This window comes from Oryzisolibacter sp. LB2S, from assembly GCF_040732315.1.
GTDB classification, from domain to species: Bacteria; Pseudomonadota; Gammaproteobacteria; order Burkholderiales; family Burkholderiaceae_C; genus Alicycliphilus; species Alicycliphilus soli.
This window is the reverse complement of the sequence record NZ_CP160388.1, coordinates 84,925-106,899: the sequence shown is the minus strand read 5'-3', so window position 1 is coordinate 106,899 and position 21,975 is coordinate 84,925. Positions and strand designations below refer to the sequence as shown.

The 21,975-nt window shown below is 68.6% G+C and carries 21 protein-coding genes; 5 read left to right on the top strand and 16 right to left on the bottom strand.

The genetic code is table 11. The features are described 5' to 3' along the window. Positions 1-83: 83 nt before the first annotated feature. The gene (locus ABUE11_RS00480) at positions 84-929 is read right to left on the bottom strand and encodes a metallophosphoesterase (protein WP_367068863.1); all 846 of its coding nucleotides are present in this window, start codon (positions 927-929) and stop codon (positions 84-86) included. 17 nt (positions 930-946) lie between these two features. Continuing rightward, the gene (locus ABUE11_RS00475; protein ID WP_367066985.1) at positions 947-1,903 is read right to left on the bottom strand and encodes a LysR family transcriptional regulator; all 957 of its coding nucleotides are present in this window, start codon (positions 1,901-1,903) and stop codon (positions 947-949) included. A gap of 137 nt (positions 1,904-2,040) precedes the next feature. On the opposite strand from ABUE11_RS00475, the gene ABUE11_RS00470 reads away from it, so the two are divergent. Next, positions 2,041-2,481 carry a hypothetical protein gene (locus tag ABUE11_RS00470; RefSeq protein ID WP_367066984.1) on the top strand — a complete coding sequence of 147 codons (441 nt, stop codon included), beginning with the start codon at positions 2,041-2,043 and terminating at the stop codon, positions 2,479-2,481. Between the two features lie 198 nt (positions 2,482-2,679). On the opposite strand, the gene ABUE11_RS00465 is transcribed toward ABUE11_RS00470, so the two are convergent. The 9 genes from ABUE11_RS00465 to ABUE11_RS00425 all read right to left on the bottom strand — a co-directional run bounded on the left by ABUE11_RS00465 (position 2,680) and on the right by ABUE11_RS00425 (position 13,543). Next, positions 2,680-4,545, bottom strand: a complete 1,866-nt coding sequence (locus tag ABUE11_RS00465; protein ID WP_367066983.1) for a phosphoenolpyruvate carboxykinase (GTP) — start codon at positions 4,543-4,545, stop codon at positions 2,680-2,682. 331 nt (positions 4,546-4,876) lie between these two features. Continuing rightward, positions 4,877-5,035 (bottom strand): hypothetical protein, encoded by a 159-nt coding sequence (locus ABUE11_RS00460; RefSeq protein WP_367066982.1) that lies wholly within the window; start codon positions 5,033-5,035, stop codon positions 4,877-4,879. Between the two features lie 77 nt (positions 5,036-5,112). Further along, positions 5,113-6,312: a threonine ammonia-lyase gene (locus ABUE11_RS00455; RefSeq protein ID WP_367066981.1), complete on the bottom strand. Its 1,200-nt coding sequence runs from the start codon at positions 6,310-6,312 to the stop codon at positions 5,113-5,115. A gap of 78 nt (positions 6,313-6,390) precedes the next feature. After that, the gene (locus tag ABUE11_RS00450) at positions 6,391-8,049 is read right to left on the bottom strand and encodes an isovaleryl-CoA dehydrogenase (RefSeq protein ID WP_367066979.1); all 1,659 of its coding nucleotides are present in this window, start codon (positions 8,047-8,049) and stop codon (positions 6,391-6,393) included. A 76-nt stretch (positions 8,050-8,125) separates the two neighbouring features. Then, entirely contained in the window at positions 8,126-9,160 is a 1,035-nt protein-coding gene (locus tag ABUE11_RS00445; protein WP_367066977.1) for a homocysteine S-methyltransferase family protein, read from the bottom strand. Positions 9,161-9,464: 304 nt separating this feature from the next. Next, a complete protein-coding gene (locus ABUE11_RS00440) occupies positions 9,465-10,628 on the bottom strand; it encodes an acyl-CoA dehydrogenase family protein (RefSeq protein WP_367066975.1) in 1,164 nt (387 codons plus the stop codon). After that, complete coding sequence (locus ABUE11_RS00435; protein ID WP_367066973.1) at positions 10,625-11,008, bottom strand: cupin domain-containing protein; 384 nt, start codon at positions 11,006-11,008, stop codon at positions 10,625-10,627. The genes ABUE11_RS00440 and ABUE11_RS00435 overlap by 4 nt, the downstream gene beginning before the upstream one ends. 172 nt (positions 11,009-11,180) lie before the next feature. Next, positions 11,181-12,146, bottom strand: a complete 966-nt coding sequence (locus tag ABUE11_RS00430; protein WP_367066971.1) for a tripartite tricarboxylate transporter substrate binding protein — start codon at positions 12,144-12,146, stop codon at positions 11,181-11,183. Between the two features lie 158 nt (positions 12,147-12,304). Next, the gene (locus ABUE11_RS00425; protein WP_367066970.1) at positions 12,305-13,543 is read right to left on the bottom strand and encodes an MFS transporter; all 1,239 of its coding nucleotides are present in this window, start codon (positions 13,541-13,543) and stop codon (positions 12,305-12,307) included. A 66-nt stretch (positions 13,544-13,609) separates the two neighbouring features. Here ABUE11_RS00425 and ABUE11_RS00420 point away from each other — a divergent pair, with 66 nt between their 5' ends. The 3 genes from ABUE11_RS00420 to ABUE11_RS00410 all read left to right on the top strand — a co-directional run bounded on the left by ABUE11_RS00420 (position 13,610) and on the right by ABUE11_RS00410 (position 16,144). Continuing rightward, entirely contained in the window at positions 13,610-14,548 is a 939-nt protein-coding gene (locus tag ABUE11_RS00420; protein WP_367066968.1) for a helix-turn-helix transcriptional regulator, read from the top strand. A gap of 312 nt (positions 14,549-14,860) precedes the next feature. Continuing rightward, complete coding sequence (locus tag ABUE11_RS00415) at positions 14,861-15,271, top strand: sel1 repeat family protein (RefSeq protein ID WP_367066967.1); 411 nt, start codon at positions 14,861-14,863, stop codon at positions 15,269-15,271. 54 nt (positions 15,272-15,325) lie between these two features. Continuing rightward, positions 15,326-16,144, top strand: coding sequence for a hypothetical protein (locus tag ABUE11_RS00410; RefSeq protein ID WP_367066965.1), 819 nt, complete (start codon positions 15,326-15,328; stop codon positions 16,142-16,144). A 105-nt stretch (positions 16,145-16,249) separates the two neighbouring features. Here the strand turns inward: ABUE11_RS00410 and ABUE11_RS00405 are convergent, their stop codons facing one another. The 5 genes from ABUE11_RS00405 to mnmG form a co-directional block, all read right to left on the bottom strand. Further along, positions 16,250-17,170: a ParB/RepB/Spo0J family partition protein gene (locus ABUE11_RS00405; RefSeq protein ID WP_367066964.1), complete on the bottom strand. Its 921-nt coding sequence runs from the start codon at positions 17,168-17,170 to the stop codon at positions 16,250-16,252. Positions 17,171-17,175: 5 nt separating this feature from the next. Further along, on the bottom strand, positions 17,176-17,718 hold the full coding sequence (locus ABUE11_RS00400) for an alpha/beta hydrolase (RefSeq protein ID WP_367066962.1): 543 nt from the start codon (positions 17,716-17,718) through the stop codon (positions 17,176-17,178). Positions 17,719-17,794: 76 nt separating this feature from the next. Continuing rightward, positions 17,795-18,565 carry an AAA family ATPase gene (locus ABUE11_RS00395; RefSeq protein ID WP_367066961.1) on the bottom strand — a complete coding sequence of 257 codons (771 nt, stop codon included), beginning with the start codon at positions 18,563-18,565 and terminating at the stop codon, positions 17,795-17,797. 102 nt (positions 18,566-18,667) lie between these two features. Continuing rightward, positions 18,668-19,315, bottom strand: a complete 648-nt coding sequence (gene rsmG, locus ABUE11_RS00390; RefSeq protein ID WP_367066960.1) for a 16S rRNA (guanine(527)-N(7))-methyltransferase RsmG — start codon at positions 19,313-19,315, stop codon at positions 18,668-18,670. Continuing rightward, positions 19,312-21,267, bottom strand: coding sequence for a tRNA uridine-5-carboxymethylaminomethyl(34) synthesis enzyme MnmG (gene mnmG, locus ABUE11_RS00385; protein WP_367066958.1), 1,956 nt, complete (start codon positions 21,265-21,267; stop codon positions 19,312-19,314). Before mnmG ends, rsmG begins: the two co-directional genes overlap by 4 nt. Before the next feature lie 125 nt (positions 21,268-21,392). Between mnmG and ABUE11_RS00380 the strand changes: the two genes are divergently transcribed. Continuing rightward, a complete protein-coding gene (locus ABUE11_RS00380) occupies positions 21,393-21,971 on the top strand; it encodes an NAD(P)H-dependent oxidoreductase (RefSeq protein ID WP_367066956.1) in 579 nt (192 codons plus the stop codon). Positions 21,972-21,975: the final 4 nt, after the last annotated feature.

Below are 21,975 nucleotides of genomic sequence, written 5' to 3'. Positions count from 1 at the left end.
CGCCTGTTGTCTTGACCTGGGTCATCTTTGTCGTGCGGTAGGGGCATGAGCCCTGGAGCATGGGCATGCTCCAAGCCTTGTCATCATACGGTGAGCACGCAGTGGTGCCGAAACGCATCCTGCTCCCCCTTGCGCGCGTAGCCCAGGGGATTGGCGACCACGCGACAGCGCCAGGGCCGGCCATCGCCATGCCTGCCCTGGACCATGTAGTCGCTGGGCGCATGCAGATGGCCATGCAGCCACAGCCGCGCTTGGGGCAGCAGCTCATCGATGGCGTTGCAGAAGCCGGCCGTGCCGGGGCTCAGGCCATAGCGCGGGTCGGCACTGCGCAGGCTGGGGGCGAAATGCGTGACCACCACCGTGGGGCCGGAAAAGGGCCGGGCCAAGGCCTCGCGCAGCCAGGCCTGGCAGGCCAGGCCCTGCTCGCGCAGCTGTGCGGCCAGAAAGGGCTCGCCCCGGCGCGTGCCACCCGTCTTGGCGAGATAGAAGTTGGCTGCCCGAAAGGCCTTCTCGCGGCGCTGCAGGCGCCGGGCCGGATCGGTCTCGCCATGGTGCACGGCAAGCGCGTCGAAGTCGCTCCACAGCGTGGTGCCCAGCAGGCGCACGCCCTGGTGCACGACGGTCTCGCGCTCCAGCCAGATCAGCCCGAGCCGGTCGCAGGTGCGGCGCAGGCGCGCGTGCGCGGCGTCGAAGTCCTGGGCGTCGTACTCGTGGTTGCCGGGCACGAAGACCACGGGCGTGGGCCAGCCGGCATATTGCGGCAGCGGCGAAAAGCGCGCCAGGCCGAAGTCCTCGTCCGTGAGCAGGGAGCCATGTTGGTACGAACCTATGTCTCCGGCGAGCACCAGCAGGTCGGCACCCGGGGCGGGGTCGGGCATGAAGCCCGGGTGGGTCTCCAGGTGCAGGTCGGACAGCAGTTGCAGCTTCATGGGGCCGGTGGTGGTGCTCATGCGGGCGCGGCGATGCCGACGGCACGCGCAATGGTCGCGCGCAGCCAGCGGTGCGCCGGGTCATGGCTGCGCCGGCCATGCCAGAGTGCATCCACATGCACCGCGGGCAGCTGCAGGGGCAGGGGGCGCCAGACGAGGTGGTCGTCCACGTTGGCCAGCCCCACGAAGTGGCGCGGCAATATGGTCAGCAGATCGCTCGTGGCGACGACGCGGCCGGCCGTGAAGAACTGGTTCACCGTGAGCACGATGCGCCGCTCGCGCCCCAGGGCCGTGAGGGCTCCGTCGATGAAGCCATAGGGCTTGCCGGAAAAGCTCACCAGCAGATGGCGTGCGGCGCAATAGTCGTCGAGCGTGAGCGGCCCCTGGGCCAGCGGGTGGCCGGCGCGCATCACGCAGACATATTCGGTGGTGTACAGGCGCGTGCTGTCATGCGTGACCACGGTGTCGGTCTGGGCACGCGCCGTGAGGTCGGCCAGCGCCGCGGGAAAGTAGCCCACGGCCAGATCGACGCTCTCGTCGTCGAGCAGCGGGCGCGGGTCGCGCGTGGTCAGGGGCACGACGCGCAGGGAGATGCCCGGCGCCTCGCGTTCCACGAGCTCGATGAGCCGCGGCATCAGCGTGGCAGCGGTCGCATCGGACATGGCCAGCACGAAGTCGGTGTGCGCCGCGGCCGCGTCGAAGTCCCCTGGCGCCAGGCTTTCCTGCAGCTGCGCCAGGGCCTGGCGCACCGAGGGCCACAGGGCCAGGGCGCGCGGCGTGGGCTCCACGCCATGGCCGGCACGCACCAGCAGTTCGTCGCCGACGGACTCGCGCAGGCGGCGCAGCGCATTGCTCACGGCCGGTTGGGTGATGGCCAGCTTCTCCGCCGCACGCGTGAGGTTGCGCTCGGCCATGACCTCGTCGAAGACGCGCAGCAGGTTCAGATCCAACGTACGGAAGTTCAGGGGCGGCATGCCGAATCATGGCATACATATCACCCACATGAATATCGGAGATTCAAACTATCCATTGGACATAGCCTAGGGTTAACCCTAGTATCACCCCTGTCGCCAGGGCAGTTCCGCCATCCGCGGCGACAAGGCTTTTGATCATGACCCAATTTGTTGCTATCGACCTTCCCCTTGAGCATCGCGGCGTTGCCCGCATCGAAGGCGCGATCCACCACCTGCGCGACAGCGCCACCCGTTTCGATGCCGTGCGCAGCGGCACCCCTCTTCTGTTGGCTGCCCTGGTGGCGGCGCTGATGGCCCTGGCCAACCAGTTCATGGACAGCTGGAGCGATGGCCATCTGCTGGCCAGCTGGACGCTGATGTGGCTCGTCGCCTTTGTCAGCATGGCGCTGCTGGCCACGCCGGTGCGCCGCGCTCTGGTGGCCCTGCGCGGGGCCCTGCGGGCCTGGTCGGAGGCTCGCCGCCGCCATGCCGAGGACGAGGCCACGTGGAACGCCGCCCTGCAGGACGCCCGCCTCATGGCCGACCTGAGCCGCGCGATGAATGGCATCGCCGTCGAGGACATCCGCCGCTATCGCTGATGCGCCATGGCCCCCGGGCCGCGCGCGAACCAGAGGGCACCTTCGGGTGCCCTTTTTGTTGCCCTTGTTGTTGCCGGTGGGTCGCGTGGACTCCCGGCCCATGCCGGCAGGCAAAGAAAAGCCCGCCACGGCAAGGGCGGGCTTGCTGGGTGCGGCGCGCGGCACCGGGCAGGGTGCCCGGTGCTGCGGGTTGGCACGTCAGGCGGCCAGGCGCTTTTCCAGCTCGGCCTTGGTGGCCAGCAGCTCCTGGGGCAGGCCCTGGGCCAGCTTGTCGAAATGCTCGGCGTGCAGCTTCAGCTCCTCGGCCCAGGCGGCCTTGTCGATGCTGGTCACGCTCTCGAACTGGGCGGGGCTGAATTCGAGGCCGGTCCAGTTGATCTCGGCATATTGCGGGGCGATGCCGAAGGCCGTCTCCTGGCCCTGGGCGCCGCCCTCGATGCGGTCGATCATCCACTTGAGCACGCGCATGTTGTCGCCATAGCCGGGCCAGACGAACTTGCCCTCGGCGTTTTTGCGGAACCAGTTGGTGGTGAAGATCTTGGGCAGGCTGGCACCCTGGCCGGCGATCCTGGCGCCCATGTTCAGCCAGTGCTGGAAGTAGTGGCTCATGTTGTAGCCACAGAAGGGCAGCATGGCAAACGGGTCGCGGCGCACCACGCCCTGGGCGCCGAAGGCGGCGGCCGTGGTCTCGCTGCCCATGGTGGCGGCCATGTACACGCCCTCGGTCCAGTTGCGCGCCTCGGTCACGAGCGGCACGGTGGTCGAGCGGCGGCCGCCGAAGATGAAGGCGTCGATCTTCACGCCGGCCGGATCGTCCCAGGCCTCGTCCAGCGCCGGGTTGTTGGTGGCGGCGACGGTAAAGCGTGCGTTGGCGTGCGCCGCCTTGCGGCCGGCCTTGCCGTCCTCGGGCGTCCAGTCCTTGCCCTGCCAGTCGATCAGGTGGGCGGGCACCACGCCCGTGTCCTTTTCCATGCCTTCCCACCACACGTCGCCGTCATCGGTCAGCGCGACGTTCGTGAAGATCACGTTCTTGTCCAGGCTGGCCATGCAGTTCGGGTTGGTGTGGTAGTTCGTGCCCGGGGCCACGCCGAAGTAGCCGGCCTCGGGGTTGATGGCGCGCAAGCTGCCGTCGGCCTGAGGCTTGATCCAGGCGATGTCGTCGCCAATCGTCGTGACCTTCCAGCCGTCGAAGGCCTTCGGGGGCACGAGCATGGAGAAGTTGGTCTTGCCGCAGGCGCTCGGGAAGGCGGCGGCCACGTGGTACTTCTTGCCCTGGGGGCTGGTCACGCCCAGGATCAGCATGTGCTCGGCAAGCCAGCCCTGGTCGCGCCCCATGTTGGAGGCGATGCGCAGCGCCAGGCATTTCTTGCCCAGGAGGGCGTTGCCGCCGTAGCCCGAGCCGTAGGACCAGATCTCGCGCGTCTCGGGGTAGTGCACGATGTACTTGGTCGTGGGGTTGCAGGGCCAGCTGGTCTCGTCCTTCTGGCCGGCGGCCAGCGGCGCGCCCACGGTGTGCATGCAGGGCACGAACTCGCCGTCGGCGCCGATCACGTCGTACACGGCGCGGCCCATGCGCGTCATGATCTTCATGTTCACGGCCACATAGGCGCTGTCGGACAGCTCCACACCCACATGGGCGATGGGCGAGCCCAGCGGGCCCATGGAGAACGGCACGACGTACATGGTGCGGCCGGCCATGCAGCCGTCGAACAGCGGCTGCAGCGTGGCGCGCATCTCGGCCGGGGGCATCCAGTTGTTGGTCGGGCCGGCGTCTTCCTTCTTCTCGGAGCAGATGAAGGTGCGGTCTTCGACGCGCGCCACGTCCGACGGGTCGGACCAGGCGAGGTAGCTGCCGGGGCGCTTGGCGGGGTTGAGCTTCTTGAAGGTGCCGGCATCGACGAGCTGCTGGCACAGCTGGTCGTACTCCTCCTGGCTGCCGTCGCACCAGTGGATCCTGGCGGGCTTGCACAGGGCGGCCATTTCGGCGACCCAGGCGATCAGCTTGGCGTTCTTGACGTAGGCGGGGGCCTGGATGTTCAGACCTTGTGCGGTGGGAGCGTTCATGGTGGGCTTCCTAAGTTGAAAAGCAGTTTTTTCAAAGAAAGCGCACCGCGGACTCGTCGCTCGCCCCGCGCACTGGACGCTGCCTTTGAAAAAACGGCTTGGCATGGCGGCCGGCTCGCGGGTGGAGCATGGGCCGGGGCAGGTGCATGCATGTCGCGCGGCGACCGAACCGACGATTCTATGAAGGTGCCCCGAATTTGTCTTCAGGGCCGGCGGCAAATCAATGCAAAAATAACATGACTTTATGCGCGCAATGAGGCCTGTCGATGCGACCGCCCGAAACGACGAGGCCCCGCGATGCGGGGCCCCGACTGTGCTGCGTCGAAGGTTGTCAGGCCATGAACACGGCGATCATGGCGAGCAGAAAGATCATGATCGCGCCCACGGCGGGAATCACCACGGGGATCACGTTCACCACGGTCTCGATGGGGTCGGTCGCGGTGGCCACTTCGACATCTGCCGCATTGGGCGCTATGGGGTGATGGGTCACGGGCTTGTCTCCTGAATGGGGTTTGCGGACCAGTGTAGCGGCAATGCATGCGGCGCGGCGCCCGGGCCTTACCCGCATCAGCGCAGCTCGGCCTCCATGTGGGCCGCGCGCAGCCGCTCCAGCACCTGCTGCACATGTTCCTTGCCGCGCGTCTGCAGCACGAGCTCGATCTCCACGTTCTGCGCAGCCAGCATGGTGAAGGCGCGCTGGTGGTGCACCTCCTCGATGTTGGCGCCTGCGTCGGCCACGGTGGCGGTGATGCGCGCGAGCACGCCGGGCACGTCGCGTGCGCTCACCAGGATGCGCGCCAGGCGCCCGGAGCGCACCATGCCGCGCTCGATGATGGCGGCCAGCAGCAGCGGGTCGATGTTGCCGCCCGAGAGCACCAGCCCGACCTTTTTGCCGCGAAAGCGCTCGGGGTAGCGCAAGAGCGCCGCCAGGCCCGCGGCGCCCGCGCCCTCGACCAGGGTTTTTTCGATCTCGAGCAGCATGAGCACGGCCTGCTCGATGTCGCCCTCCTGCACCAGCACCAGCTCATTGACCAGGCGCGCGATGGCGTCGCGCGTCATCTCGCCGGGCTGGCCCACGGCAATGCCCTCGGCGATGGTCGATTGGCCCTGCGGGTGCTGCGTGCCCTGGATGGCGTTGACCATGGACGGAAAGCGCGCCGCCTGCACGCCCACGATGTCCAGGTCGGGCTTGAGCGCGCGCGCCGCCGTGGCGATGCCCGCGAGCAGCCCGCCGCCGCCGATGGCGACCACGAGCGCGTCGAGGTCCGGCTGCTCGGCCAGCATCTCCAGCGCGATCGTGCCCTGGCCCGCGGCGATGGCCTCGTCGTCATAGGGGTGGACAAAGGTCAGGCGTTGCTGCTCCGCCAGCTGGTAGGCGTGCGCGCGCGCCTCCTCCAGCGTGTCGCCGTGCAGCACGACCTCGGCGCCGAAGCCGCGCGTGCGCTCGACCTTCACGCCGGGCGTGAAGCGCGGCATGACGATGACCGCGCGCAGCCCCAGGCGCTGGGCGTGGTAGGCCACGCCCTGGGCGTGGTTGCCCGCACTCATGGCGACGACGCCATGCGCGCGCTCCTCGGGCGTGAGCAGCGCCAGCTTGTTGCAGGCGCCGCGCTCCTTGAACGAGGCGGTGAACTGCAGGTTCTCGAACTTGAGAAAGACCTGCGCGCCCACGATCTGCGAGAGCGTGCGCGACTCCACGCAGGGCGTGTCGAGCACCTGGCCGCGCAGCCGCGCCGCGGCGTCCTGGATGTCTTGGAGGGTGAGCATGGTGTTTACTATGAATAAGTGAGCTGCTTGCGCTTTATACGCTTGCGTCAAAGCCTGTTTTGACTGTGATTTCTTTGTTCAACCGGGATAGGCCCGGCCGAGGATGGCCGCCACGTTCATGCCGCGCAGGTCCACGGCCCCGGCGACCCGGCCTGCGGCAATCGGCCCCAGGCGCGTGGAAATGAAGGCGTCGGCCACGGCCGCGGGCGCGTGCCGGCGCAGCAGGCAGGCCTGGGCCAGCAGCACCAGGCGCTGGGCCAGCAGGCGGCCCAGGGGCTCGAGCTCCTCGGGCGGCAGGGTCAGCCATGCGATCAGCTCCTCAAGGGCCGCGGCCAGCGGCGGCTCGCCCGCGGCCACGGCACGCAGCTCGGCCAGCAGCGCCGCGGCCGCATCGCGCTCGCGCGCGAGGGCGCGCAACAGGTCCAGGCACATGACGTTGCCCGAGCCCTCCCAGATGGAGTTGACCGGCGCCTCGCGGTACAGCCGCGCGAGCACGCCGTCCTCGACATAGCCGTTGCCGCCCAGCACCTCCATGGCCTCGCCCGTGAGCTCCACGGCGCGCTTGCAGACCCAGAACTTGGCGGCCGGCGTCATGATGCGCTTCCAGGCGCGCTCGGCGCCATCCTCGGCCTCGCGCTCGAAGGCCTGGGCCAGGCGCATCAACAGCAGCAGCGCGGCCTCGCTCTCGAGCGCCAGGTCGGCGAGCACGGCGCGCATCAGGGGGTGATCGGCCAGCGGCCGGCCAAAGGCCTGGCGCCGGCGCGCATAGGCCAGCGCCTGCACCGTGGCCTGGCGCAGCATGGCGGCGCTGCCCACCACGCAGTTGAGGCGCGTGTAGCCCGCCATCTCGATGATGGTGGGAATGCCGCGGCCCTCCTCGCCCATGAGCACGCCCCAGGCGTCCTCGAACTCCACCTCGCCGCTGGCGTTGCTGCGGTTGCCCAGCTTGTCCTTGAGGCGCTGCACGCGCACGGCGTTCCTGCTGCCGTCGGGGCGCCAGCGCGGTACGTAGAAGCAAGCGAACGGCCCATCCGCCCCCACGCGCGCCGTGACCAGATGCGCGTCGCACTGCGGCGCCGAGAAGAACCACTTGTGGCCGCGCAGCAGGTATTCGCCGCCGCGCCCGCCCGCGCCCAGCGCGCTGGCCACGGTGGTGTTGGCGCGCACGTCCGAGCCGCCCTGCTTCTCGGTCATGCCCATGCCGAGCCAGACGCTGGCCTTGTGCGCCGCGGGCAGATCGCGCGCGTCGTAGGCGTCGCTGTAAAGCCTTGCGCCGAGCTCGGCCCAGAGCGCGCCCTCTTTCTGCAGCAGCGGTATCGCGGCCTGGGTCATGGTTGCGGGGCACAGCGTGCCCTGCTCCACCTGGCCGTGCAGATAAAAGCCCGCGGCCCAGGCGGCCCAGCGGCCCGCGCGCCGCTCCTTGAACGGCAGGCTGACCAGGCCCTGGGCGCGGTACAGCGCCATCAGTTCGTGCCAGGCGGGGTGAAAGTCCAGCGCGTCGATGCGCCGTCCGCGGCTGTCATAGCGGTGCAGCTCGGGCCCATGGCGGTTGGCCTGGGCGGCCAGCGCATAGGTTTCGGCGCGTCCCAGGCGCTGGGCGTAGGCATCGAGCGCCGGGCGCGCCCAGGCAGCGCCGGCGCGCGCGAGCGCCTCGCACAGCGCGGCGTCGGTGGCCAGCGGGTCGTAGTCGGCCAGATCGGGGTACTGGTTGAAGACCTGATGGGTGTGCCATGGCATGCCGCAACTCCTTTTCAGGCCAAATTGGCCGCTGGCGCGCTTGTATCAAGCGCAGGTAGCTATAAACAAACTAGCATCACGCGGGCTGCGGCTGGAACAGCCGGCGCGTGCCCACGGGCGCGACGGCGCGCGCGATGGCGCCGATATGGTCCGGCGTGGTGCCGCAGCAGCCGCCCACGATGTTCACCAGCCCCTCGGCGGCAAACTCATGCACCAGGCGGCTCGTGACCTCGGGCGTCTCGTCGAAGCCGGTGTCGCTCATGGGGTTGGGCAGGCCGGCGTTGGGGTAGCAGCTGATGAAGGTGTCGGGCGCCGCGCGGTTGAGTTCCTGGATGTAGGGCCGCATCAGCGCCGCGCCGAGCGCGCAGTTGAGGCCGATCGACAGCGGATTGGCATGGCGCACGCTGTGCCAGAAGGCCGTCACCGTCTGGCCCGAGAGGATGCGGCCCGAGGCGTCGGTGACCGTGCCGCTGATCATGATGGGAAGAACCTCGCCGGTCTGCTCGAAGGCCTCGTCGATGGCGAACAGCGCGGCCTTGGCGTTCAAGGTGTCGAAGATGGTCTCGACCAGCAGCACGTCGGCGCCGCCCGCGATCAGACCCAGGGTCTGCTCCAGATAGGCCGCGCGCAGCTGCTCGAAGGTGATGTTGCGCGCGCCGGGGTCGTTCACGTCGGGGCTGATGCTGGCGGTCTTGGGCGTGGGGCCGAGCGCGCCCGCGACGAAGCGCGGCTTGTCTGGCGTGGAGAATTTGTCGCAGGCCGCGCGCGCGATTTTTGCGCTCTCCACATTCATCTCGTAGGCCAGCTCGCCCATGCCGTAGTCGTCCTGGGCTATTGATGTGGCGCCAAAGGTGTTGGTCTCGACCAGGTCGGCGCCGGCGGCCAGATACCCCTCGTGGATGTCGCGGATCACGTCGGGGCGCGTGAGGCTCAGGAGCTCGTTGTTGCCCTTCACGTCGCGCGGGAAATCGGCAAAGCGCTCGCCCCGGTACTGCGCCTCGGTGAGCCTGAAGCGCTGGATCATGGTGCCCATGGCGCCGTCGAGGATGGCGATGCGTTGTTCGAGGATGGCGGGCAGCGCCTGGGCACGGGTGTAGCGGGGCAGAGTCATGGGGCCGATTGTAGGAAGGCGTCGCGCAGCTGCAGCGCGCTGCCCTCTTCGTCATTCCCGCGCATGCGGGAATCCACCGTGCCGCACTGCCACCGCGCCGGGACTGGATCCCCGCGTTCGCGGGGATGACGGGTCGGCGGTGGTTGGGTTCGTTGTCTGTTGCATGGCGCTGCGCCACCTGTGCCGTCATTCCCGCGCATGCGGGAATCCACCGTGTTGCCCTGCGCCTGCGCCGGGACTGGATCCCCGCGTTCGCGGGGATGACGGGTCGGGGGGGGCGGCTGGGCGCGGCTCAGTACGCGGCTCAGTACGACTTGGGCAGCCCCAGCACCTTCTCGGCAATGAAGCACAGGATGAGCTGCGGGCTCACCGGTGCCAGGCGTGGGATCCAGGACTCGCGCAGGTAGCGCTCCACGTGGTATTCCTTGGCGTAGCCCATGCCGCCATGCGTGAAGATGGCGCGCTCGCAGGCGCGGTAGCCGGCCTCGGCGGCCAGGTACTTGGCGGCGTTGGCCTCGGCGCCGCAGTTCTGCCCCTGGTCGTAGAGCCAGGCGGCCTTGTGCACCATGAGGTGCGCGGCCTCCAGATCCATCCAGGCCTCGGCCAGCGGGTGCTGTATGCCCTGGTTCTTGCCGATCGGGCGGCCGAAGACCTCGCGCTCGGCCGCGTAGCCCGCGGCGCGCGCAAGGGCCGCGCGGCCCAGGCCCACAGCCTCGGCGGCGATCAGGATGCGCTCGGGATTCATGCCGTGCAGGATGTAGGAAAAGCCCTTGCCCTCCTCGCCCACGCGGTCCTCCACGGGGATGCGCAGGCCGTCGATGAAGAGCTGGTTGGTGTCCACGCATTTGCGGCCGAGCTTTTCGATCTCGCGCACCTCGACCTTGCTGCGGTCGAGGTCCGTGTAGAACAGCGTCAGCCCCTCCGTGCCCTTGCATTCCTCCACGGGCTTGGTGCGCGTGAGCAGCAGAATCTTGTTGGCCACCTGGGCCGTGGAGATGAACACCTTCTGCCCATGCACGACGTAGTGGTCGCCCTCGCGCACCGCGCGCGTCTGCAACTTGAGCGTGTTCAGGCCCGCATTGGGCTCGGTCACGCCGAAGCAGGCCTTGTCCCGGCCCTGGATCAGCGGCGGCAGCCAGCGTTTCTTCTGCGCGTCGGTGCCGAACACCACGGCGGGGTGCAGGCCAAAGATGTTCATGTGCACGGCCGACGCGCCCGACAGGCCCGCGCCCGTGGCCGAGATGGTGTGCATCATCAGCGCCGCCTCGCTGATGCCCAGGCCCGCGCCGCCATATTCCTCGGGCATGGCGATGCCCAGCCAGCCCGATTTGGCCAGCGCCTGGTGAAAGTCATGCGGGAAGCCGCCCTCCATGTCCTTCCTGAGCCAGTAATCGGCATCAAAGGGCGCGCAGACGCGCTCGATGGCGGCGCGGATCTGTTCCTGCTCGGGGCTGAGTGCGAAGTTCATGGGCGTATGACCTTGTCGGGGGATTCGCCATAGGGCGGGCTGTAGATGACGAGCAGCTTCACGGGCTGCTCGCTGGTGACGGTGAAGACATGCATCTGGTCGGCCGGGAAGAAGCACATGTCGCCCGGCACCATGTCGAAGGCCTCGCCCGCGACTTCGGCGCGGGCCGTGCCCTCGAGCAGATAGCAGGCCTGCTCTATGCCCGGATGCGCATGGGGCAGCGCGCCGCCGCCCTTGTGCAGCGTGCCCAGCAACACCTCCATCTGCCGCGCGCCCACGGTCTCGGGGCCGATCAGGCGCTGGTTATGCGTGTGGTGGTGGTTGGCGGGCTGGTAGCTGGGTACCTCGGCGGCGCGCACCAGGTAGCGGGATGTAGTCATGTGGGGTCTTTCTCCATTGCGTCGCGCACTGTCAGCAGTCGATGAAACAGGCGCGCCCATGCGAGGGCCACCGTGCAAGGGCCGCCCCGCAGCACCGGTGGCGTCCCCCTTCCCACGCGAAGCGTGAGAGAAGGGGGAAGCGGCACAGCCGCTCAGGGGGTTGTCGCATTCTTCACTCGGGCTGAATGCCGGCCTGCTGGATCAGCGTGCGCCAGTGCGTGAGTTGCCCGGCCACGTACTGCGCAAACTCATCGGGCGTCTTGCTGGGCCAGACACGAAAGCCGATCTGCGCGAGCTTGTCCTGCAGCGCCCTGTCGGCCAGCACGGCCTGCAGCTCGGTGTTCAGGCGCTGCACCACGGCCGGCGGCAGGCCCGCGGGGCCGAAGATGCCGTTCCACGAGGTCAGGTCAAAGCCCTTGACCGTCTGGCCTATGGGCGGCACGCCCGGCAGCAGCGGCGTGGGCTCGGCCGTGGTGATGCCCAGCGTGCGCACCTTGTCGGTCTTGAGCATGCCCATGCCCGAGCCCAGGTCGGCCACATACACCTGCACCTGTCCGCCGACCAGATCCGTCATGGCCTGAGGGCTGGACTTGTAGGGCACGCCGAGCACGTCGATCCCGGTGATGTGCTTGATGCTCTCCATGGCCACCAGCGAGGTGCTGTTGGGCGTGGCGTAGCTCAGCTGGCCCGGGTGGGCGCGCGCGTAGTCGAGCAGCTCGGCCAGCGTCTTCACGGGCAGCGACGGGTGCACGGCCAGCGCGAACGGCAGCTCGCCCACGCGCGCCACGGGCGTGAAGTCCTTGATCGGGTCGTACTTGAGGTTCTTGTACAGCGCCGGGTTGGCCGAATGCGAGGTGTTGGTCGTCATGAACAGCGTGTAGCCGTCCGGTTTGGCCTTGGTGACGAACTGCGCCGCCACCTGGGCATTGGCGCCGGGCTTGTTGTCCACGATCACCGGGTGGCCGAGCCGATCGGCCAGCCCCGCGGCCACGGCGCGCGCCACCGAGTCGGTGCCGCTGCCGGCCGCAAACGGAACGACCAGGGTGACGGGGCCGCTGGGGTAGGTCTGAGCCAGGGCCGCTGCGGCCGCGCATGCCAGCGCGCAGGCGGCCAGGGCGCCGCGAAGCACAGTCTTCATGGTTTGTCTCCGATGTTGTGATGGCTGTGCGCGCCATTCTTCGACGATTGACCGTCCGCGTCCAATTCAATCCACGGACCGATCGATAGCCCATGCGAATGGTTGACGCGGCACGCGCGCGCACCCCAAAGGAGACAGGGGCCTTCCGCCCCCCAGGTTCAGGCTGCCCGCAGCCGCCGCGCCGCCACGCCCGCGCCCACGAAGCCGGCCGAGACCACGCTCAGCACCAGGGCCAGGGCCGAGCCATGGAAGATGCTGGCATTCATCTGCGCGTCCAGCATGGCGCCGAACACCGGCGCCGCCAGGCAAAAGCCCAGGTCCAGCCCCGAATACACCGTGCCATAGACGCGCCCCGTGGCGCCGGGCGGCGCGGCGCGCTTGATGAGCATGTCGCGCGAGGGGCCCGCAATGCCTATGCCCATGCCCGCGAGCGAGGCCACCACCAGCGCCACCATGCCCGGCAGCACGCCCAGGCCCACCAGCACCAGCAGCGTGGCCGAGGCCAAGAGGCAGATGCTGATGGTCTTCTCGAGCCGCTCCACGCGGCCCACGAGGAAGCCGCCGATGACCATGCCCGCGGCGCCGCAGAGCATGTAACCGGTGACGACCATGGTGGTCAGCGACAGCGGCAGGCCATAGAGGTTCTGCAGCGACGGCGCGGCAAAGCTCTGGATGGCGCTGAGCGAGCAGGTGCTCCAGAAGAAGAACGAGAAGCACAGCCACACGGCCGGCAGCTTGAGGAAGGCCATGGGATGCTCGGGCGCCGCCGTGCCGCCCGCCACGCCCTTGGCCTGGTGCGCCCAGGCGCCCTGGCGGTCGTCGAGCGCGTCGCGGTGCCAGACCATGATGGCCAGCACCAGCAGCGCCAGCAGCGCGCCGCTGAAGCAGGCCATGCGCCAAGAGCCCGTGGCCGTGGCGATGCCGGCCATGAACACCGGCGCCGTGGCCCAGCCCAGGTTGCCCGAGATGCCGTGCACCGAGAAGCCATGGCCCAGCCGCGCGGGCGACACGCGCTTGTTGAGAATGGTGAAGTCCACCGGGTGAAACGGCGCATTGCCCAGGCCCGCGAGCACCGCCGCCAGCACCAGGCCCGTGTAGCCGCCGGCGCTGCCCGCCACCAGCCCGGCCGTGGCAAAGCTGGTCAGCGCCGCGAACAGCACCGGGCGCGCGCCCACCTTGTCCACCAGAAAGCCCGACAGCGCCTGCCCCGTGCCCGAAACCACGAAGAACACCGAGAGCAGCAGGCCGAGCTCCGAATAGCTGTAGCCGAAGTCCGCGATCAGGAACGGGAACAGCGGCGGCAGCAACATGTGAAAGAAATGCGAGGAGCCATGCGCCAGGCCGATCAGGCCGATGGTGCGCGCGTCCTGGCGCAGGGAGGGGGTGGCGGTCGTCATGGTGGCTGATGTTAGGCAAGGCGACCGAGTCCGATATACGATAGTCGGCCAATTGCTGTCGCGATCATGCCAACCCATACTGCACCGCACCAATCTGCCGACGCCGTGGCCGCCCAGGCACAGACCCAGGCCCAGGCGCCGCGTGCGACACGCGTGCTGTCCTATGTGGAGTCGCTCACGCCGCACCTGTTCGTGCCCAGCCGTGCGCGCCCGGTGCGCGCCAAGCACCGCGAGCTGCGCGCCGACACCCATGTGCGCCCGCACAGCCACCCCTGGGCGCAGGTGGCCATCTCCACCAGCGGCGTGCTGCGCCTGACGGTGCCGCATGGCGCCTACATCGTGCCGCCCTCGCGCGCGCTGTGGATTCCGCCCGGCGTGGAACATGCCGTGACCATGGTCGAGGACGCCGACCTGCGCACGCTCTACTTCCACCAGCCGCCCGGGCGCTGCGGCCCCGGCGTGGCGCGCGAGCAGGAGGATCCGTGGCGCCAATGCCGCGTGCTGGAGGTGTCCGACCTGCTGCGCGCCCTGGTGCGCGAGATGCCCACCGAACCCGACGACGGCGCGCCGCTGCCGCCCGAGGCGCTTGAGCGCGAGCGCCACCTGAGCGCCCTGATCCAGGACGAGCTGCGCCGCGCCCAAAGCGTGCGCCTTGGCGTCGATCTGCCGCGCGACAAGCGCCTGCGCCTGCTGTGCGAGGCGGTGATTGCCGACCCCACGCTGCACGAGACGCTGGCCGACTGGGCGCAGGACACCGGCGCGAGCCCGCGCACCGTGGCGCGGCTGTTCCGTCAGGAGCTAGGCTGCACCTTCACTCAGTGGCGCCAGCAGGTCATCCTCGCGCGCGCCGTGGCCCTGGCCGCGGGCCGGCGGCCCATCAACCAGATCGCGGCCGAGCTGGGCTACAACAGCCCGAGCGCCTTCAGCGCCATGGTGCGGCGCACGGTCGGCATGCCCCCGGCACGATTCGTCGGCATGCACAGCGGTGCGTTGCAGGGCGCGTGAAAGCTGTGGCCCGCTCACGCGGCACACAAGGAGTTCGGAGGCCATCTCCCACTCGCAGACGAAAAATCTGCACGATATACTTTTGCATCAATTTGCATCAAGAATCCCAAGGAGTCTCCCATGCGCGTCGTTATCACCTGCCTGTCCCTGACGGTCGTGGCATTGGCGGGCTGTGCCAGCCAGACCCCTGCGGAACAGATCAATCGAGCGCCCACCGTACGCCTTTGCGTTGGCGGCAACCAATGTTCGGATCAGCCACGTGACATCGCCACCTTCCGGGGCGAGCCAGTCAACGCCGAATCCGAGCGCCGCATGGCAGCCCTGACCGCGCTGGCCGAACGCGACCCCAAGGCCGCATACGATCTGGGCCTGCGCCTGCTGCGCGGGGACGGCGTGGAGCGCAACACCCACCAGGCCATCGAATGGATGCGCAAAGCGGGCGGCCGCGGCCATGGCGCCGCCCAGTTCGAGCTCGGCCGCATGTATCTGGTGGGAATCGAGGAGATGGGCCCCGATCCGGCAGAGGCCGAATCCTGGCTCACCCTCGCCGCCGCACAGGGCAACAAGGAGGCTGCACGCCTTTTGCCCCAGGCACAGGCCGCCAAACGAGACGCCCAGGGCAACTACCAGGCGCGCAAGGAACTGCGTGACTCCTGGTACGGCTGGTACATCCACGCGCCCTATTACTGGGTCTGGGGTCCATCGGGCTGGTACCTGCGTTGATGCGTGCTGCAACGCCTCCTTATCCCAACCCTCATCACCATTGAAAGCACTTTCATGACCAAGAAAACCTTCATTGCCCTGGCGGCCACCCTGGCTCTGGCCGGCTGCGTCACTCCTGGCGGCGGCATCGTCAACACCGGCACGGCACCCACGGCCGCCACGGGCGCGGCCGGTGGCGCCGCCAGCGTGGATGCCAATCCCTCGCTGGAGCGCTGCGACGCCCCCTTGGGCACGCTGGCCGTGGATGACGGCCGGGGCAAGGAGTGGTATGCCAGCTTTGGCGCCGCCACCAAGATCACCACCATCGAGCCGCTGATCCGCCTGGCCGTGCAGCAATCCAACTGCTTCGTGATCACCTCCATCGGCAACAACCGCACCGAGAGCAAGCTCAGCGCCATCACCGACAAGCAGCGCAACTCCGGTGAATTCCGCGCGGGCTCCAAGCAGCAAAAGGGCCAGCGCGTGGCGGCCGACTACTTCATGGAGCCCTCCATCATCATCGACAACGACGCCACGGGCCAGATGGCAGCCGGGGTGGGCGGCCTGTTCGGCCGGGCTGGCGCGCTGATCGGCGGTGCCATGCAGAGCAAGGCCTCGGTCGTGACGCTGAGCATGTTCGACATCCGCTCGGGCGTGCAGATCTCGATCTCCGAAGGCAACGCCACGGCCACCAACTTCGGCGCAGCCATGGGTGCCTTCGGCGGTGGCGCTGCGGGCGGCCTGGGCGGCTTCTCGCGCTCTCCCGAAGGCAAGGCCACCGTGGCCGCCTTCATGGATGCCTACAACAACATGGTGATCTCGCTGCGCAACTACAAGGCGCAGGAAGTCAAGGGCGGCCTGGGCCGCGGCGGCCAGCTCAAGGTCGGCAACTAATTCGGACCAACCGCCCGGCGAGGCGCAGAGCCTCCCCCGCTGCAATGCCAGTCAGCCCAACGCTGACTGGCATTTTTCTTGTCGGCTACCGGCCAAATCCACCGTTCATGACCTGCTCAGACGCTCGATGAGGCCGTTGAGCTCCTCGAGCGAGCCGAAGCCTATGGCCAGCTCGCCCATCTCGTCCACGCGGCTGCCGCGCTTGACGCGCTTTTTCACGCGCACCTCGACCTCGGCCATGAGCAGGTCCGACAGTTCCTCCTCGATGCGCCTGACGTCGCGCGACTTGTCCTTCTTGGGCTTTTGCGGCGTCAGATTGAACTCGGCGCCCAGCTTCTTCACCAGGCCCTCGGCCTCGCGCACCGAGAGCTTCCTGGCCGCGATCTGGTTGCCCGCCGTGATCTGCGTGGCGCGGTCCAGCGACAGCAGCGCGCGCGCATGGCCCATGTCGATGTCGCCGGCCATGAGCATGGTCTGCACCGGCTCGGCCAGGTTGAGCAGCCGCAGCAGGTTGCTGGCCGCGCTGCGCGATCGGCCCACGGCCTGGGCCGCCTGCTCGTGCGTGAGGCCGAACTCGCGCACCAGGCGTTGCAGGCCCTGGGCCTCCTCGAGCGGGTTCAGATCCTCGCGCTGGATGTTCTCTATGAGCGCCATGGCGGCGGCGGACTCGTCGGGCACGTCGCGCACCAGCACCGGCACCTCGCTGAGACCCGCCAGGCGCGAGGCCCGAAAGCGCCGCTCGCCCGCGATGATCTCGTACTTGCCCGCATGCTCGCCACCGGCCAGGCGCCGCACCAGGATGGGTTGCATCACCCCCTGGGCCTTGATGGATTCGGCCAGCTCGTAGAGCGCACCCTCGTCCATGCGCGTGCGCGGCTGGTAGACGCCGGGCACGAGCTGCTCCAGCGCCAGCGTGCTGGGCAGGCCCTGGGCCGCAGCAGCGGCCTGCTCCACCCTGTCCTCGACCTTGGGGCCCAGCAGGGCCTCGAGGCCGCGTCCCAGGCCCTTGGGTTTCTTGGTGACCATGTCGTTCAATCCTTGTTCGTCAGTGAGAGCAGCAGCGCCCTGCCCTCGGTCCATTCGCCCAGCCCCGATTCGGCGTTGATATGGCCGCGCCGGCCCAGATCGACGAAGCGCGCGCCCCAGTCCTCGGCCAGGGCGCGTGCGCGCTCGGGGCTGCAGTACGGGTCGTCCTGGCTGCCCACGACCACGGAGGGAAAGGGCAGCGGCCGGCGCGCGACGGGCGCCCAGCCACGGATCTGCGCCGACAGGTCGGGCCGCTCCACATCCCCCGGCGCCACGAGCAGCGCCCCCGCCACCTTGTCTGCGTGGCGCGTGTGCGCGGCCCACCACGCGACCAGAATGCAGCCCAGGCTGTGCGCGGCCAGCAGCACCGGAGCCTGCGTGTCGGCCACGACCTCCTCGAGCCGCGCGCTCCAGTCGCCGCGCAGCGGACGCATCCAGTCATGCTGCTGCACGCGCAGGTCGCCGTGCAGCCGCTCCCATTCGCTCTGCCAATGGCCGGGGCCGGAGTTCTGCCAGCCGGGCAGGAGGAGTACGCTGGGTTGCTTCATTACTATAATTTATATAGCTGCTCGCGCTTGATGGGAGGGCGCTGGAACCGTTTTTTGCTCATAGCGATCGTCGGCATCACATGCGCTTGATGCGCTCCACCATCTCGCGCGCAAACCCCACGAAGGCCTGGCTGCCCTTGGCCGATGGGTCGAACACCACGCCGGGCAGGCCGTAACTGGGCGCCTCGGCCAGGCGTACGTTGCGCGGGATCACGGTGTCGAACACCTTGTCGCCAAAATGGTCCTTGAGCTGGGCGCTGACCTGGCTTTGCAGCGTGATGCGCGGGTCGAACATGACGCGCAGCAGGCCGATGATCTGCAGCTCGCGGTTCAGGTTGGCGTGCACCTGCTTGATGGTATTGACCAGGTCCGTCAGACCCTCGAGCGCGAAGTACTCGCACTGCATGGGCACGATCACGCCATGCGCGCTGCACAGCCCATTCAGGGTCAGCATGGACAGGGACGGCGGACAGTCGATGAGCACGAAGTCGTAGTCGCCATCGACCTCGGCAAGTGCCGCCTTGAGGCGCCGCTCACGCTGCTCAAGCGGCACGAGCTCGACCTCGGCGCCGGCGAGCTCGCGGTTCGCGCCGAGCACGTGGTAGCCACATTGCTCGGCAAGCACGGCGGCCTCCTTGACAGATGCGGACTCGAGCAGCACGTCATACACGGACAGCTCCAGCGCGCGCTTGTCCACGCCCGAGCCCATGGTGGCATTGCCCTGCGGGTCCAGGTCCACGAGCAGCACGCGTTGGCCTATCGTTGCGAGGCCGGCGGCGAGGTTGACGGCGGTGGTGGTCTTGCCTACGCCACCCTTCTGGTTGGCAATGCAGAAAATCTTGGCCATGCGCTGGTCTTGCTTGGAATGGGCCAGCGCTATGCCGGCAACTGATGTTCCGCTGCCCGCGATGCCGAACCGGACGGAAAGCGGGAGGGAGAGACTCCGAGTTTAAGCCACGGGCCGCAGCCAGCAGATGCAGCGCTCGGCATCGAGCCCCGGCACGTGCAGCTGTTCCACGTGAAACAGCTCCACTTGGGCGGGCAGCGCGGCGATCTCGTCCTGCGGATGGCGGCCCTTCATCGCCAGCCACACGCCCTGCGGCGCGAGCGCCCGGCGCGACCAGGCCGTGAAGTCCGCGAGTGCGGCGAAGGCGCGGCAGCTCACCACGTCGTAGGGGCCGGTCAGCGTCTCCACCCGCGCGTGGATGCCATGCAGATTCTTCAGCCCCAGGGCGGCGGCCGCCTGCTGGATGAAGGCCGCCTTCTTGGCCACGGTGTCCACGCAGCTCACATCCAGATCCGGGCAGCAGATGGCAAACACCACGCCCGGCAGACCGCCGCCGCTGCCCACGTCCAGCAGGCGCCGCCCTGCCCCGCCGGCCAGATGGCGCTCGAGCGGCACCACGGCCGCGAGGCTGTCGAGCAGGTGGTGCGTGAGCATTTCCTCGGGATCGCGCACGGCCGTGAGGTTGTAGACCTTGTTCCACTTCTGCAGCAGCGCCATGAAGTCGATCAGGCGCGTGATCTGGCCCTCGTCGAGCGCCAGGCCCAGCTGCCGCACACCGGCACGCAGGCGGTCCGCCAGCGCGGTCGTCATGCCGCGGCCTCCGCGGCAAAGCCCTTGAAGCCGCCCTTCTTCAGGTGCACGAGCAGCAGCGAGATGGCCGCGGGCGTCACGCCCGAGATGCGCGAGGCCTGGCCCAGGGTCTCGGGCCGGTGCTTCTGCAGCTTCTGCCGCACCTCGATGGACAGGGCCGCGACCTGCATGTAATCGAGCTCGGCCGGCAGGCGCAGCTGCTCGTAGTGCGCGGCGCGCTGCACCTCGTCCTTCTGCCGGTCGATGTAGCCCGAATACTTGGCGGCGATCTCCACCTGCTCGATCACGGGCTCGCTCAGCGCGCCCAGGGTTTCACGTGAAACATCGGCGCTCGCGTAGCGGCCGCCGTCCAGGCTCATGAGGCTGTCGTAACTCACATCGGGCCGGCGCAGCAGGTCGAACAGGTTGTATTCACGCTCTATGGCCTTGCCCAGCACGCGCTCGGACTCGGCCGCGGCGAGGATGCGCGGGTTCACCCAGGTGCTCTTCAGGCGTTCTGTTTCACGTGAAACGGCATCACGTTTGCGGCTGAAGGCGTCCCAGCGCGCGTCATCAATCAGGCCCATGCGGCGCCCGGCCTCGGTCAGACGCATGTCGGCGTTGTCCTCGCGCAGCTGCAGGCGGAACTCGGCGCGGCTGGTGAACATGCGGTAGGGCTCGGTCACGCCCTTGGTCACCAGGTCGTCGACCAGCACGCCCAGGTAGGCCTCGTCACGGCGCGGCAGCCAGGGCGCCTCGCCGCGGCATTGCAGCGCGGCGTTGATGCCGGCAAACAGGCCCTGGGCCGCTGCCTCCTCGTAGCCCGTGGTGCCGTTGATCTGGCCGGCAAAGAACAGACCCTGGATCTGCCGCGTCTCGAAGCTGCTCTTGAGCGCGCGCGGATCGAAGTAGTCGTACTCGATGGCGTAGCCGGGGCGCAGGATATGGGCGTTCTCCAGCCCGCGCATGCTGCGCACCAGTGCGTACTGGATGTCGAACGGCAGGCTGGTGGAGATGCCGTTGGGGTAGAACTCGTGCGTGGTCAGGCCCTCGGGCTCCAGAAAAATCTGGTGGCTCTCCTTGTCAGCAAAGCGGTTGATCTTGTCCTCCACGCTCGGGCAGTAGCGCGGGCCCACGCCCTCGATCTTGCCGGTGAACATGGGGCTGCGGTCAAAGCCGCTCTTGATGATCTCGTGCGTGCGCGCGTTGGTGTGCGTGATCCAGCACGGCACCTGGCGCGGGTGCATGGTCGCCGAGCCCATGAAACTGAACACCGGCAGCTGCCCCTCGTTCACGCCGCCGGGCATGCCGTCGCCGGGCTGCTCCTCGCATTTTGAAAAGTCGATGCTGCGCCCGTCGATGCGCGGCGGCGTGCCGGTCTTGAGCCGCCCCTGGGGCAGCTTCAGCTCCTTGAGCCTGCCAGAGAGGCTCACGGCGGGCGGGTCCCCTGCCCGGCCGGCGGCGTAGTTGTTCAGGCCCACATGGATCTTGCCGTCGAGAAAGGTGCCGGCCGTGAGCACCACGGCACGCGCGCGAAACGCAAGGCCGATCTGCGTCACGGCGCCGACCACGCGGTCGCCCTCCACCATCAGGTCGTCCACGGCCTGCTGGAACAGCCACAGGTTCGGCTGGTTCTCCAGCATGCGCCGGATGGCGGCCTTGTACAGGATGCGGTCGGCCTGGGCACGTGTGGCGCGCACGGCCGGTCCCTTGCTGCTGTTGAGGATGCGGAACTGGATGCCGCCCTCGTCCGTGGCCAGCGCCATGGCGCCGCCGAGCGCGTCCACCTCTTTCACCAGATGGCCCTTGCCAATGCCCCCTATGCTGGGGTTGCAGCTCATCTGGCCCAGGGTCTCGATGTTGTGGGTCAGCAGCAGCGTGCGGCAACCCATGCGCGCGGCCGCCAGCGCGGCCTCGGTACCGGCATGGCCGCCGCCGACGACGATGACGTCAAATTCCTGGGGGTAAAGCATGGGCGTACTGTGCAAGGGGAAACCTGCAATTTTCCCATCTTTGCCTTTGCCCGTCGTGCCGGCCCATGTTTCACGTGAAACCCATGCAGGATTGTTGCGCCGCCGCTGTGCTCCAATCCGCAGCCATGAAACTACTCGTCTTTGCGGGCAGCACCCGCCAACAATCGTTCAACCGGCGCCTGGCGCGCATTGCGGCCGACCTCGGGCGCGAGGCCGGCGCCGAGGTTACGCTGCTGGAGCTCTCCGAGCTCGACATCCCCATGTACAACGCCGACCTCGAGGCGCGCGGCACGCCGCCGGACGTGATCCGCCTCAAGGAAATCATGGACGCCCACCCGGCCTGGATCATCTGCTCGCCCGAGTACAACGGCAGCTACACCGGCCTGCTCAAGAACACCATCGACTGGGCCTCGAGCCCCGTGGCCGGCCACCCGGTCTGGACCGACATGAGCCGGCCCTTCGCCGGCAAGGTGGTGGGCGTGCTCAGCGCCTCCAACGGCGCCCTGGGCGGCCTGCGCTCGCAAAGCCATCTGGCGCCGCTGCTGGTGCTGCTGGGCTGCTGGCTTGCGCCGCGCAACTACGCGCTGGCGCGTGCCGCAACCGCCTTCGATGACGCCGGCCATCTCATCGACGCCGGGCAGCGCGATCAGGTGCGCGGCGTGGTCGAGCAGGTGCTCTGGGCCGCGCAGCGCCTGACCGCCTGAGGGG